Annotated in this window: 18 protein-coding genes; 11 read left to right on the forward strand and 7 right to left on the reverse strand. The window is 34.7% G+C overall.

Going from position 1 to position 13,504, the window contains the following annotated elements:
• The 4 genes from FD688_RS00185 to FD688_RS00200 all read right to left on the reverse strand — a co-directional run.
• On the reverse strand, positions 1-238 hold a 238-nt coding region (locus FD688_RS00185; protein ID WP_138741320.1), incomplete at its 3' end, for a hypothetical protein.
• 183 nt (positions 239-421) lie between these two features.
• Positions 422-616, reverse strand: coding sequence for a hypothetical protein (locus tag FD688_RS00190; RefSeq protein ID WP_138741321.1), 195 nt, complete (start codon positions 614-616; stop codon positions 422-424).
• Positions 617-686: 70 nt separating this feature from the next.
• On the reverse strand, positions 687-1,379 hold the full coding sequence (locus FD688_RS00195; protein ID WP_138741322.1) for a hypothetical protein: 693 nt from the start codon (positions 1,377-1,379) through the stop codon (positions 687-689).
• A gap of 114 nt (positions 1,380-1,493) precedes the next feature.
• Positions 1,494-1,838, reverse strand: coding sequence for a hypothetical protein (locus tag FD688_RS00200; protein WP_138741323.1), 345 nt, complete (start codon positions 1,836-1,838; stop codon positions 1,494-1,496).
• A gap of 199 nt (positions 1,839-2,037) precedes the next feature.
• Between FD688_RS00200 and FD688_RS00205 the strand changes: the two genes are divergently transcribed.
• On the forward strand, positions 2,038-2,307 hold the full coding sequence (locus FD688_RS00205) for a hypothetical protein (protein WP_138741324.1): 270 nt from the start codon (positions 2,038-2,040) through the stop codon (positions 2,305-2,307).
• Between the two features lie 24 nt (positions 2,308-2,331).
• Here the strand turns inward: FD688_RS00205 and FD688_RS00210 are convergent, their stop codons facing one another.
• The gene (locus tag FD688_RS00210) at positions 2,332-2,838 is read right to left on the reverse strand and encodes a GNAT family N-acetyltransferase (protein ID WP_138741325.1); all 507 of its coding nucleotides are present in this window, start codon (positions 2,836-2,838) and stop codon (positions 2,332-2,334) included.
• A 135-nt stretch (positions 2,839-2,973) separates the two neighbouring features.
• Positions 2,974-3,477 carry a GNAT family N-acetyltransferase gene (locus FD688_RS00215; protein WP_138741326.1) on the reverse strand — a complete coding sequence of 168 codons (504 nt, stop codon included), beginning with the start codon at positions 3,475-3,477 and terminating at the stop codon, positions 2,974-2,976.
• 158 nt (positions 3,478-3,635) lie between these two features.
• Here FD688_RS00215 and FD688_RS00220 point away from each other — a divergent pair, with 158 nt between their 5' ends.
• Together FD688_RS00220 and FD688_RS00225 are read left to right on the forward strand one after the other, a co-directional pair.
• A complete protein-coding gene (locus tag FD688_RS00220) occupies positions 3,636-4,535 on the forward strand; it encodes a histidine phosphatase family protein (RefSeq protein WP_190242843.1) in 900 nt (299 codons plus the stop codon).
• A 310-nt stretch (positions 4,536-4,845) separates the two neighbouring features.
• Positions 4,846-5,118 (forward strand): hypothetical protein, encoded by a 273-nt coding sequence (locus tag FD688_RS00225; protein WP_053795012.1) that lies wholly within the window; start codon positions 4,846-4,848, stop codon positions 5,116-5,118.
• 12 nt (positions 5,119-5,130) lie between these two features.
• Here FD688_RS00225 and FD688_RS00230 read toward each other — a convergent pair whose 3' ends face one another.
• Positions 5,131-5,535 carry a MerR family transcriptional regulator gene (locus FD688_RS00230; protein ID WP_138741328.1) on the reverse strand — a complete coding sequence of 135 codons (405 nt, stop codon included), beginning with the start codon at positions 5,533-5,535 and terminating at the stop codon, positions 5,131-5,133.
• An 81-nt stretch (positions 5,536-5,616) separates the two neighbouring features.
• Between FD688_RS00230 and FD688_RS00235 the strand changes: the two genes are divergently transcribed.
• The 8 genes from FD688_RS00235 to aroD all read left to right on the forward strand — a co-directional run bounded on the left by FD688_RS00235 (position 5,617) and on the right by aroD (position 13,415).
• Complete coding sequence (locus tag FD688_RS00235) at positions 5,617-6,945, forward strand: MFS transporter (protein WP_138741329.1); 1,329 nt, start codon at positions 5,617-5,619, stop codon at positions 6,943-6,945.
• Positions 6,946-7,368: 423 nt separating this feature from the next.
• On the forward strand, positions 7,369-8,571 hold the full coding sequence (locus FD688_RS00240) for an MFS transporter (protein WP_138741330.1): 1,203 nt from the start codon (positions 7,369-7,371) through the stop codon (positions 8,569-8,571).
• Positions 8,572-8,575: 4 nt separating this feature from the next.
• Positions 8,576-8,815, forward strand: coding sequence for a chorismate mutase (locus FD688_RS00245; RefSeq protein WP_138741331.1), 240 nt, complete (start codon positions 8,576-8,578; stop codon positions 8,813-8,815).
• Positions 8,816-8,823: 8 nt separating this feature from the next.
• The gene (aroC, locus tag FD688_RS00250) at positions 8,824-9,993 is read left to right on the forward strand and encodes a chorismate synthase (RefSeq protein ID WP_138741332.1); all 1,170 of its coding nucleotides are present in this window, start codon (positions 8,824-8,826) and stop codon (positions 9,991-9,993) included.
• A gap of 11 nt (positions 9,994-10,004) precedes the next feature.
• Complete coding sequence (gene aroA, locus FD688_RS00255; protein WP_138741333.1) at positions 10,005-11,294, forward strand: 3-phosphoshikimate 1-carboxyvinyltransferase; 1,290 nt, start codon at positions 10,005-10,007, stop codon at positions 11,292-11,294.
• An 11-nt stretch (positions 11,295-11,305) separates the two neighbouring features.
• Positions 11,306-11,800, forward strand: a complete 495-nt coding sequence (locus FD688_RS00260; RefSeq protein WP_138741334.1) for a shikimate kinase — start codon at positions 11,306-11,308, stop codon at positions 11,798-11,800.
• A 5-nt stretch (positions 11,801-11,805) separates the two neighbouring features.
• Positions 11,806-12,693 carry a shikimate dehydrogenase gene (locus FD688_RS00265; RefSeq protein ID WP_138741335.1) on the forward strand — a complete coding sequence of 296 codons (888 nt, stop codon included), beginning with the start codon at positions 11,806-11,808 and terminating at the stop codon, positions 12,691-12,693.
• Complete coding sequence (gene aroD / locus FD688_RS00270) at positions 12,690-13,415, forward strand: type I 3-dehydroquinate dehydratase (protein ID WP_138741336.1); 726 nt, start codon at positions 12,690-12,692, stop codon at positions 13,413-13,415. The genes FD688_RS00265 and aroD overlap by 4 nt, the downstream gene beginning before the upstream one ends.
• The last annotated feature ends 89 nt before the right edge of the window (positions 13,416-13,504 follow it).

Genomic DNA, 13,504 nt, shown 5'->3' on the forward strand with positions numbered 1-13,504 from the left:
CAGTGGCTTTTAGCATATTATTATGGATGTCTTGAATATGGTTGAAACTACCAGTGGCTTTTAGCATTCTATTATTGGTGTCTTGAATATGGTTTAAAGCACTAAAAGCTTTTAGCATGTTATTATGAGTGTTTTGAATATGATTCAAATTATTATTTTTGGATATATTCATACTTTTTTTCTTAGTTATTTTCATTAAAATATTTTTTAATGATTTAATAGCAACATCTTTATTCATTTAAAGTCTCCATTTGTTTTTTACTGTAAGTAAAAAATCATCCAAAATAATCATTCAAACTATTTTGGGTGGTTTTTGGTTAATATTAAATAATTATATTGAAATCCATATAAACGTGGTTTAGTCATAGACTGATAATCTATCTAATATATAACAATATTCGCCAATTTGACCAAATTATATTTAATCATCAGCTTTGTTAAGAGATTGGTATCGATTATTTTCATAATCATACAATGCTTTTTCAAAATCATGGAATGTGTGAACATCAGTAGGGTCTTCTTTGCGACCTTTCTTCAATAATGTTCTTAGATAATCAATCATACCTGGTGTTGTCTTTACTCGCTTAATTCCTTCTATAATTTCTGATTCAGTCATATTAATCACCTCTATAAATTTAATTTATATCTGAATCCAACTATATAGTAGCACCATAGATGTGGAGTGTTCAGTAATTAGTTTGATGTTGATTATCTTTTAACATATTTTCAAATTCAATGAATTCTTTTTCAAAGAAATCATTGAATGATTCATTTTTAAAATCCCACCCACAATATAAACTGAACTCTACAAGTAGATAAATTTGCATACTTTGATATGAGAATAACCTATTATCCAAATAACTTTCCTCATATAAATAAATATAATTCTTGAAATCTTCCGATGATTTTGGAAATGAATCTGCCCAAGAACATTGGATAAATCTATTTATAGTTGTATGTGACAAGGAGATTAAACTTGATACGTATTTATTAATGTCATACCAATTTTGAATTGTTTTACAATTAGGTTTTCTTTCATATTTGGAATGGATGTTGTCATAGTATGGAAAATATCTAAAGTATGTAAAATATGTTATTAATAAATTACATGATTTATCTACGCTATAAATATGATTAGCATCTTTATGTATCTTATTCTCAAATCTAGACTCAGTAGTTGCTCGTATTAAGTCAAATATAGAAAAATCTAATTTGTTTTTTCTAATTAATCCTCTAATTGATAAAGTATTTAAATATTCAATAGGATTTCCAAACTTATTTTTCTCATTTTCAATTATTGAACATTGCTTTTTGTTAAAAAAATCTTCAATATTTGATTGGCTATAAATTTTTTGTATAATTTTATTTCTTTTAATCATTGCTCAAGTCCCTTATCAATATATTGGTTTAAGAACACATGTTCCTACTAGATATAGTATCACCTTCAATTAAATTTTACAATAAAAAAACTCTCCTAAATGGAGAGCTTTTTCTTATTTAGTAATTTCAACTTTAGTTAGCTTAACTTTAAATCCGGCATTTGATAGGTGACCAGTTAGCTTAATATTAGCATCACCGTATTTGGCGCTGTATTGGTAAGTATCACCTTTGCCAGTATCACTATTAGAATTGTAGATACGATCATTGTTGTGTTCGGTTAAGTATACATAAGTAGCATCGTTAGCAGCCACATTCTTTAATTCTTGTTGATTACTAATTGCAGAAGTAGCTTGTTTACTTAGTGAGCTTTGAATATAGAAATCTTTTCCAATTGGATATACAACAAAAATAAGTACAGCTAAGAATACTAAAATAATGATATTTCTAATTGTTTTCATAATTTTACCTCTCTCTTTTTAGTAACAAAACTATACCACTTTATTGGATTAAAGAAAATGAAAAAATACTGTAATGTATTTGTATTAAGTGGTCAAAACGTTGTCATAGCTTGATTTTTATCGCTGTTTTTAATATATCTTTAAGATTAGCTGTGCTATTATGATTGTAGTACATATAAAGGCAGGGAACATTATGCAAATGAAGATGAAAAGATGGTTTTTACTCGGTGTCGGATTATATGTGATCTTAACCATCATTGAAGGATTTATAGAAGGATTTTACTATCAATCACCATCTACATGGCGTACTTTAATGGGAGTCAGAATTGTTAAGAACTTTAACCCGGGGGAATTCAACTTCAGTTTATTGATTACATGGAAGACACTGCTATACTTTCTAGTTAGTATGCTAATCTGGATGGTTATTTATGGATTAATAGACTATATCATAAGAAAAAAGAACGACTAATTTTAGTCGTTCTTTTTTTGATTGTTATAAATCAGTTTTCTTTTTTATATAGATAGAATATGGGTCATGCAGTTCTGAAAGCTTAAATCCAGCTCTTTTTGCGACTTTCTGACTCTTAGTATTGTCTCTATCAGCTATTATTTTTAGTTTTTCAATATCGAAGAAATTAAATGCATAACTATTCATTACTTGTAGGCAATTATACATTATCCCACGACCTTGATACTTGCTGAATAGCCAGTAACCGACTTCACATGTTCTATCAGAATCATCAAAGTTGTGTAAATCAATGATCCCAATAGGTTTGTGACCATCTAAAATAGCTAATATGAATAAACAATTTTGTTGTGCTCTTTTAATAAAATCTATTTCATCGTCAATGAATCTTAAATGATTAGCCCAGGGGCACCATCTTCCTAATTCATTTCTATCATATCTAATAATATCATATAACTTGGCAGCCATTTTATCTTCTACCAATGTTAAACCATATTTGTGTTCATTTAATGTAAATTCTGAAATATTGTGCATACTTATCACTCCTATGATTTTTTTCAAGTATAGTTCATAAGCACAATAAGTTCTCAAAGGTTTTTATTAACAAACCTCGTATTGTTTGAACAATGCGTATAAAGGTTGTTATGCATCAAAAAAGAACGACTAAGATTAGTCGTTCTTTTCTTTAGTATAAATTGCAAATGGTTCTTCTACTTTTTGGAATGTAAAACCAGCATGTTCGGCAACATGTCTGCTTTTCTCATTGTTTACATCAGCTTTGATAATTAACTTTTCCATATTAAAGAAGTTAAATGCATAACTGGTAAGTGATTGTAGGCTATTATACATAATTCCTTTGCCTTGATATTCACTTGATAACCAGTAGCCAATTTCAGCTGTATGATTAATTTCATCAATATTATGTAGATCAATCATACCAACAGGTGTAGCACCGTTCAAAATAGCTAAAATAAATAAGTTATGTTCTTTAGAATAGCGAATGAACTGTGCTTCATCATCAATGGATTTCATGTCATTAGCCCATGGGAGCCACTTAGCTAATTCATCACGATCTTTGTTAATAATGTCGTATAATTCGGTGGACATAAATTCTTCGACCAATGATAAACCATAATTTTTTCTATCTAGTCTGAATTCAGCGATATTATTCATTATTATCACTTCCTAGCATTTTAATTTCAGTATACTCTATGAAATAGCAAAATGCACTGTTTATATTTACATAACTTTTACATAATTTTTATATCAAATTTACATCATTAGCATATATTAAAGATGTTCCATAAATAATTCATCAGGAGATGACGCTAATGATTTCCAAAGCCAAATTAATGAGTGGCTTATTGCTATTTTTAACACTTTCAAGTACTGGGGTGGCTGCCTCAGCAAAGAATAAGACATCAAATACCAAAAAGAATGGAGATGTTGTAACGGTCTATCTAGCACGACATGGTCAAACCACTGGTAATGTTTTAACTTTAAATGAAGGATGGGATGACTATCCATTGACTCCTCAAGGAGATTTGGTTGCCAAACAAGTCGGAGCAGGACTTCGTGGAGTTCACTTTACAGAGGCGGCGTGTGGTAAACTAGTTCGTCACTTGGACACAATTAAGGATATGTTGGACTATTCAGGAAATAGTAAGTTAACCGTTTTAGAAACCCCTCAATTTAGAGAGGCTGGAAGTGGTAAGTATGAATTATATAATGGAGATCAAAGCGATAAACTAGTAAATGATTATTATCATGTGAAAAATGATGCTGCATTATCCAAAAAATTTGGTATTCAATTTGTACCAAAAACAATTCAAGCTATTTATGAAATTGATAAAAATAGCGATACTCTTCCAAAGGCAGATCGAGCCGAGTCAGCAACTCAGGTAATTAAGAGAGAAGCAGCAGGTATTAAAAGAGTTGCTAAATTAACCAAAAACAAGAACGGCAAAAATGCTTTAGTGGTAAGTTCGGGGTATGTTATTGCAGCATACTTATCTAAATATGATCACAACTTAAGTAAATCAGATAAGAAGTTACTAAGCACAGGATCTATTCCAAATTCAGGTGTTACAAAGGTTTACTATAATGTTAAGACTGGTAAGGTTACCTTTGGCAAGGTTGGTGATTTAAGTTACGCTCAAAAAGGTGCTAAGTATTTACAAAACCACAAGGTTAAGGAATCAGCTAGCATGAAAGTTGATTATGAAAAATAAGATGACTTGGATTTAAGAACGGTGATAAGAAAGGCTATCGCTTGGCTAATTCATTGACTGGATGCATGGTGATTATGGTAGGTAATTATCGTTTATCTCCAGCCGAAAAGATTAATTGATCGATTATAGTGTCCATAATCACTATTAATAATTAACATTACGTCGTGAGGAATTTAATCCTTTACCTCATCCATTACTTAAAGTGATGTTAGGCCTGGCATTCACAGGATTAGCCAAGGTAAAAAGCAACCCAACAAAGGGTTGTTTTTTTGTGTATAATAAATATATTGTTTAATTTGGGGGAATTTTTATGTTAAAAAAGGTGTTTAACTGGTTTTCATACGGAACCATTGCATATTTGATTCTTATATTATTAGATAGTTTTCTAGAAATTATATTTCATTCACATGGTTCATGGGAATCCTTCTTAGGATTTAATATTATTAAGTTAAAAGGATTCTTGAATTTCAATATTAATCTAGATATCAAAGCTTTATTAATCTTTCTAGTATTCATCTTTGTGTGGACAGTTAGTTATATTATTTATCTATTTGTTGCTAAAAATGAAGAACCAGTAAAATAAAAAGAACGACTTTTATAGTCGTTCTTTTTTATTTGCTTTCATGGTTCTTAATTCATCTTCGACTTTTAACATGTGGGTGTCGAAGTTTTTAATTTTATGTTCTAGATGATCAATGGCTTTTTGCATCTTATCACGTTTTTCTTCCATGATGCGTTTTTGTTCAACTAGTAGCGCCAATTGTTGATCTTCACTATTTTCAACATTATCAAACAGATTGATATATTGTTTTAAAGTGCTGATTTCCATTCCGGCGTCTCGCATTTTTTTTGCGAAACTAATTCGTCTAATTGCATGATCATCAAAATCACGTACCCCTGAATCATTTCTATCAACTGCAGGGATGATGTGTTCTTTTTCGTAATATCTAATGGTAGATGCTGGAACATCCGTAATTTTACTGGCTTCTTTAATGTTCAAAATTTATCACCTCAATGTCTTGTCTTAAAGCTGGCTTTAAGTAATATGATTACTTTATCACATTTTTAGGAGGAGACAAGTATGAAGTATAAATTTGGAATTATTCTTCCAATTATTCTAATTAGTTACTTTTTGATTTTATTAGATAATTCTGTCGTATTTACTAGTACTGTCCAAATCGCGAATAGTTTACATATGACTAGTCAAAGTATTGCATGGATTACAAATATCTATGCGTTAGTTTTTGGTAGTCTTTTATTACTAGGTGGCCGTTTGGGTGATTTATATGGTAGAAAGCCAGTATTTTTAACTGGATTAACTATTTTTACTTTATTTTCACTATTAGTTGGCTTAGCACCAAACGGTTTATTTATTATCGTGATGCGAGCATTTCAGGGAATTGGTTCTGCTATCTTAGCACCAACTTCATTGGCATTATTATTGGATACTTATGAAGGAAAAAAACGAGAAAAGGCCATTTCATTCTACGGAGTTACTGCAGGATTAGGTGCCAGTGTAGGATTAATTATCGGTGGTTTGGTAACTACTTTTTATTCCTGGCGCCTAGGATTTTTAATCAATGTACCATTGGGAATATTATTGATTGTGCTTACAATTTTATTTGTGCCTAAATCGAAGACACAATTACACGCTCATTTGGATTATATCGGTTCAATTTTATCCGTATTAGCCATCTTATCATTGGTTAATGCAATTAATGGTGCCGGTCACAAAGGGCTATTTATTGGTATCTTTATCGCTTTATTGATTATCTTTTTATTCCGAGAGATAAAGATTGATAACCCAATTATGCCAATGGCTATCTTTAAAGATAAAGAACGTGTTTCAGCATACATTGCACGTTTCTTTTATATTGGATCAATGTTTTCATTCTTCTTTTTGGTTCCTCAAGTGTTACAAAAGTATTATGGATTCACGCCATTATTATCAGCATTTGGTTTTATGCCAGAAACGATTCCACAATTCTTGTTTGGGATGCTTCAATCTAAGCTATCAAACAAGTACAAAAACGAAAATCTATTACTTTTTGGAACTATTGTGACATTCATTGGGGTATTAATGTTATTTGGTTTAGATTTGGAACACGGATACTTAATTTCAGTGGCATTACCAATGATTATTATTGGAATCGGGCAAGGATTTTCATTTGGCCCATTGACAGTATCAGGAGTTGCCAATACTCCTAAAGAACTAGGAGGGGCAACTTCCAGTGCAGTTAATGTTTTTCATCAATTAGGTAGTTCAATATTATTATCAGTCGTAGTGACTTTGACTGCAGGAATTACCAATGTGATAACCGCTTATCATTATCAAACATTGTTGATGGCAATATTGATGCTTGTTCCACTACTTATGGCGATTAATATTAAACGACTTCATTTTAGATAAAATGATGTTTATAATATCGGAATTTTAAAAGTAACATTGACAATTATGTAGTTAAGATATATCATTCTTTCTAATGACATTTTAATCTTATTTTAATTAAAACGAAGGAGGATGTAATTTATGATTATTTTAGCAGCAAATTATTATAGCAACTATTGGTACTTTAATTAGTGTTTGTTACCGATTTCGTTGGTGCAAGCACAATGATGCTTGTATCTAACGTAGTTGCTATAAATAACTCGATTAGATACGTGTAAGGTCTAATTGAGTTGCTGTTAATAGGTATGTTACCTAAATAATAACCGTTCGATTAGACTATTAGCTTAAGATCTAGTCGAAGGTATAAATCTAAATTATATTCTTTTAAAAAACGTCGACTAGATTTTTCTAGTCGACGTTTTTTTATTTCAGGGGGAATTAAAAATGGAAATAATTAATGAGAATCAAAATATTCATATTACAAGTAAGAAGAGATTATCTTTAGCATTATTTATCAATTACTTTGTTCATGGGATGGTATTAGTGATATTGATGCAAAACATGTTGTCCTTAGCACACAGCTGGTCAACATCTATCGCAGTAGTATCATATGTAATTTCCGGTATTGGCATTGGACGTCTGATTGCTTACCCAATCACTGGAATTTTATCCGATCGATTAAATAGAAAGACATTTGTATTAATTGGAATGATTTTATACATCATCTTTTTATCAGTAATGCCTTTTGCTAGCAATATGGTATTGGCCTACATATTAGCAATCCTAGCAGGTGTTGGTAATTCAGCTTTAGATGCAGGAACATACACCACGTTGGTTGAAATGAACAATGGATCCGGTAGATCGACTGTATTTCTTAAAGCGTTTATCTCTGCCGGTGATTTCTTATTACCACTCATTATTGTGTTTCTAAGTACTCACCACATCTGGTTTGGATTGTCCTTTATGCTACCTTCACTAATTTTGTTATTAAACCTAGTCAATGTATTAGGAATTAAGTTTCCTAAGGTCAAGGATGTTGAAGAAAATCAAACAGATAGCAATATTCACATTGGTTCATTCAAAAAGGTAGTTGCTACGATTGGATTATTGGTATACGGATACACTTCAATGGCGTTAATGTTGGTATTTACTCAATGGATTACATTGTTTGGATCCAAGGTATTAGGACTAGGTTTAATTACTTCACACTTCTTACTTTCCTTATACAGCATTGGTTCAATCACCGGAGTATTCATGATTTCCTTGATTCTAAAAGCAAGATCTGTTGAAGAAGTATTGGTGGTTATTTTAAATCTTGCGACTGTTTTATCATTACTGGTTATTATATTTGCCCACAATCAATTAATGGCTGAAATTGGTAGCTTCCTGTTTGGTTTATCCGCTGCAGGTGGAGTAATGCAAACTGGTTTAACAATTTTTATGAAACTATTTCCAAGAAGACGAGGCACCGTCACTGGAGCATTTTACTTCTTTGGCAGTATTGCATCATTGACTGTACCAATTATCACCGGTTTTCTATCAACCAAGGGTATCGGTTTAGCATTCAGCTTCAGCATTCTAATCTCACTAATCAGCTCAATCTTCGTGATTTTAGTAATGATGATTATGAAATCCAACAAGGAGTAGGGTCATGCAAGAGATCAGAAAACAAATTACCGAAATTGATAACGAGATTATCAAGCTGTTAGAACAACGTTTTGAACTATGTAAGAGGGTTGGCGAGATTAAGCGAGCAAACAATCTGCCAATCCTAGATGAAAAAAGAGAACAAGAAATACTAACGGGAATTGAAGACACTGCAGATAAGTACAGCGAAGAAACGAAAGCCGTCTTTGTAGAAATAATGCATCAAGCAAAAATAATCGAATAGGAGAATTAATTATGAATTTTATTACAGCAGGAGAATCACACGGACCGCAATTAACTGGAATTTTAGAAGGAGTACCAGCCGGATTAAAACTAGATATCGATGCGATTAACGATCAACTAGCTAAGCGACAAGGAGGCTACGGCCGTGGGAACCGCCAAGCCATTGAACATGACGTCGTCCAAATTACCGGTGGGGTCCGCCACAAGATTACCTTGGGTTCACCCATTTCATTGACCGTGATGAATAGAGACCACAAGCACTGGAACGAAATTATGGACCCAACCGCAGAAAAAACAGCGGAAAACTCAGTTAGAAAGGTGAGTCGTCCTCGTCCGGGTCATGCTGACTTAGTCGGTGGGATGAAGTACAATCACCGAGATTTTAGAAATGTTTTAGAACGTTCATCCGCTAGAGAGACGGCTATGCGTGTAGCAATTGGTGCCATCTGCAAACAACTACTAGAAGAACTGGGCATCAACATTGTTGGTTACGTCAAACAAATTGGCCAAGTTAACGCCGACGCTAACCACTTACTACCAGTTTCCAAAATTGAGGACAAAATTAAGAATAACGATTTACGCGTTTTAAATGAAGACAAGGTCGATGAAGTTCACGCCATGATTGACCAAACCAAACGTGACGGCGATACCTTGGGTGGCATTATCAAGGTCGTGGCCGAAAACGTCCCAGCTGGTTTGGGTAGTTACACCGGATGGAATCAAAAGTTCGATGCTCGTCTAGCATTTGCCGCAATGGGCGTGAACGCCATGAAGGGTGTTGAAATCGGTGAAGGTTTTGCAGCCGCTACCAAGTTTGGTAGTCAGGTGATGGATCCAATTGACTGGAACGAAGAAAAGGGTTGGTTTAGAGACTCCGACAACCTTGGTGGTTTCGAAGGTGGGATGACCAACGGAATGCCAATCATTGTCCAAGCCGCAATGAAACCAATTCCAACGCTATACAAGCCTTTAAAGAGTGTCGACGTTAATAGCAAGGAAGTCAGCAAGGCCAACATCGAACGTTCCGATGTAACGGCGATTGTGCCAGCTTCCATCGTGATTGAAAGTGTGATTGCGATTGAAATTGCTAACATCATTACCGAAACCTTCGACGGCAGCAACATGGAAAGATTAACCAGACAACTAAAGAACTACAGAAAAGAAATTAAGGAATTCTAGGAGGAAAAGCGATGAAAGAATTAGTAGTGAATCTGAATACTGGATTGCATGGTGAGTTATCAGTTCCAGGAGATAAGAGTATTTCTCACAGAAGTGTTATCTTATCTTCAATCAGTAAGGGTACTAGTCACATTCATCACTTTTTGGCTTCTGATGACTGTATTTCTACCATCAATGCCTTTCGGAAAATGGGCGTCAGGATTGATTTGGCTGGGGATGAACTAACCGTAGAAGGTGTCGGATTGGATGGTTTAAGCAAACCGGATACCAAGTTAGACATGGGTAACTCCGGGACTACCACCCGTTTACTATCCGGCCTATTGGCAGCCCAAAAGTTCACCACCAACCTAATTGGAGACGATTCCTTATCCAAACGTCCAATGAAACGAGTAAGTCAACCACTATCAGTGATGGGTACAAGGATTGAAACGACGGACGGGCATCTACCAATGACGATTAACCCGGGTCATATTAAAGCGGTGAAATACGAGTTACCGATGGCAAGCGCGCAGGTCAAAAGTGCCATTATCCTAGCTGCATTAAATTCCAATGAAGATAGTGTGGTGATTGAACCGCAGGTGACTAGAAATCACACCGAAACAATGTTGAACCAATTTGGCGATGATGTGATTGAAAGACATGGAGATGAAATTATTGTTCACCATCAACCAGAACTAACCGCCCAAGACATCAATGTTCCTGGAGATATTTCGTCAGCCGCCTTCTTTTTAGTGGCAGCAACATTAGTCCCTAACTCACACATCATTTTGAAGAATGTTGGAATTAATCCTACCAGAACTGGAATCTTAGATGTGTTAATCCAAATGGGGGCCAACATTAAAATACTTAACCAAACAAACGGTAGTGAACCAGCTGCCGATATCGAAGTGACATATACGCCGGAGTTAAAGCCAATTGATGTTAACGAAGAAAGGATTCCATTGATGATTGATGAGTTACCTTTGGTGGCATTATTGGAATCAAGAGCCAATGGCCATAGCACCATCACCGGCGCAGAAGAACTGCGTTTTAAAGAAACCGATCGGATTAAGACTGTGGTAGAAGAATTCCAAAAAATCGGCATTCAAATTGAAGAGCTACCTAATGGTTTTTCAATCGATGGTTCCAAGGACTGGCAGGTAGTCAACGCATCATTGGACAGTCATGGCGATCATCGAATTGGGATGACACTTGCCGTTTCAGCATTGTTATTAGATACTGACGTGCAAATGAATGGTGAAGATGCGATTAGTATTTCCTACCCACAATTCTTCGCTCACTTGAAACATTTATCAGACTAGGAGGTATCGGGATGGACGCAATTATTATCGGTTTCATGGGAAGTGGTAAGACCACCGTCACCCAGTTATTAGCCGAGAAGTTAAACGTGAAATTCATGGACTTGGATAGTCTGATTGTCGACCAGATTGGCCAATCGATTAGTGACTTCTTCAAAGACAATAGTGAAGAAAAGTTTCGAAAAGTTGAGACCGAGGTTTTAAAACAATCGGCTAGTCTAAACGGCATTCTAGCGACCGGAGGAGGCACGCCAATCTACAATGTCAATGTCATCAAGGAGATGGACTTACCGGTCTTTTTATTGGATGCCAAAGACGAGACCATCAAAAATCGCCTAAGTAAAGATATTGGAAGACCGCTGGTTAATAAACTCGGTTTTAATGGGATTATCGAGTTGAAACATGAACGTGATGCTATTTATAACGAATTATCTGATTATATTATTTTCACTGATGATAAGACGCCGCTAGAAGTAGCCAATCAAATACTAAAAATATTGAGGAGATAATTATCATGACAGAAAGAATAGACGGACACACGATTTTAATCGGATTAATGGCATACCCAATTAGACATAGCATGTCACCTAAGATGCATAACAATGCTTTCGCAAAGTTGGGATTGAATTACGCCTACCTCGTTTTTGATATTGATGGTCAACAAATTGGTGATGGCATTAAAGCTCTGCGAACTTTGGATATGCGTGGATCGAATATCTCAATGCCCAATAAGCAAAAGGTCATTCCATTCTTGGATGAGCTTGATGAGTCAGCACGTTTAACGAATTCAGTTAACACAATCGTCAATAATGATGGTGTATTAAAGGGATACACAACTGACGGAATTGGCTTTATGAAGTCACTTGAAGACGAAGGATTGGATATCACTGGTCAAAGAATGGTTTTAACAGGAGCTGGTGGTGCCGGGACACCAATTGTCATTCAAGCTGCATTAGATGGAGTAAGTCATATCGCAATCTTTAATCGAAAGGGAGATGCACAGTGGCAACAAGCGGAACATAATGTTGAAATTATCAATAATGAAACTGAAGCGACTGCGGAATTGTTTGACCTAGCAGATACTGACAAATTTAAAGAAGAAATCGGCAAATGTGATATTTACTGTGATTCGACATCTGTCGGGATGAATCCATTAGAAGATGAAACTTTAGTTTCGGACCCTAGCTGGTTCCATAAGGATATGATTGTTGTTGATACAGTCTACGCACCCAGTGAAACTAAACTGATGAAGGTAGCGAAACAAGCTGGAGTTGCTCACGTGTTAAACGGACTAGGGATGATGCTAGAACAAGGTGCGGCTGCATTTAAACTATGGACGGGAAAAGAAATGCCGGTCGACTACATTCACGACATTCTATTTAAGGATAGTGATGAGAAATGATAGATGTATCTAAATGGCAGGAAGAGCCCACTAAAATTGCTGTTCCAATTACCGGGAAGAATCAGGATGAAATCAAAAGAGAGGTTATCCTGATAAACGATTCAATAGACAATATTGATTTAATAGAATGGCGTATCGATTACATAGATGACTTAAGCTTATCTAATTTGAAAAAGTGTAATGATATTATTCGAGATATTCGAATTCCATTAATATTGACGTTACGTAGTATTGATGAGGGTGGAAACGAAATTAACGATGATTATTTTAAAGTATTAAGTCAATGTATTGAGTCACTGTCATTCGATATTTTAGACGTTGAAATTGATCGTCCATTTGATATTAATTCTTTGATTAATCAGGCGCATCAACATGACATTGGTGTCATTATTAGTCATCATGATTTGAAACATGTTTTAGGTGAAGCATCAATGATTGATAAGTTTAAATTGATGGAAAATCACCATGCGGACATTGCTAAGATTGCCATTATGCCTACTGATGAGAAAGATGTGCTGGAATTAATTAATGCTAGCTTGTTTGCCAAACAACAACTTCAGATTCCACTTATTTCAATGGCGATGGGTGAAAAAGGGATGATATCACGCATAATGCCGAGTCATTTTGGATCAAGTGTTAGTTTTGGTTCACTTGATAAATCATCGGCACCAGGTCAAATCAACGTGACTGATTTAAGGCGAATAATTAATCTTTTAAGGTAAATAAAAAGGTCGCTGACCTGAACCCCTAAAATTGGAAGATGGTTATGCTATTTTCTGGGAGGAATTGATTCGGTATTCAACCGGTGACA

The organism is Apilactobacillus kunkeei, from assembly GCF_005930975.1.
GTDB classification, from domain to species: domain Bacteria; phylum Bacillota; class Bacilli; order Lactobacillales; family Lactobacillaceae; genus Apilactobacillus; species Apilactobacillus kunkeei_E.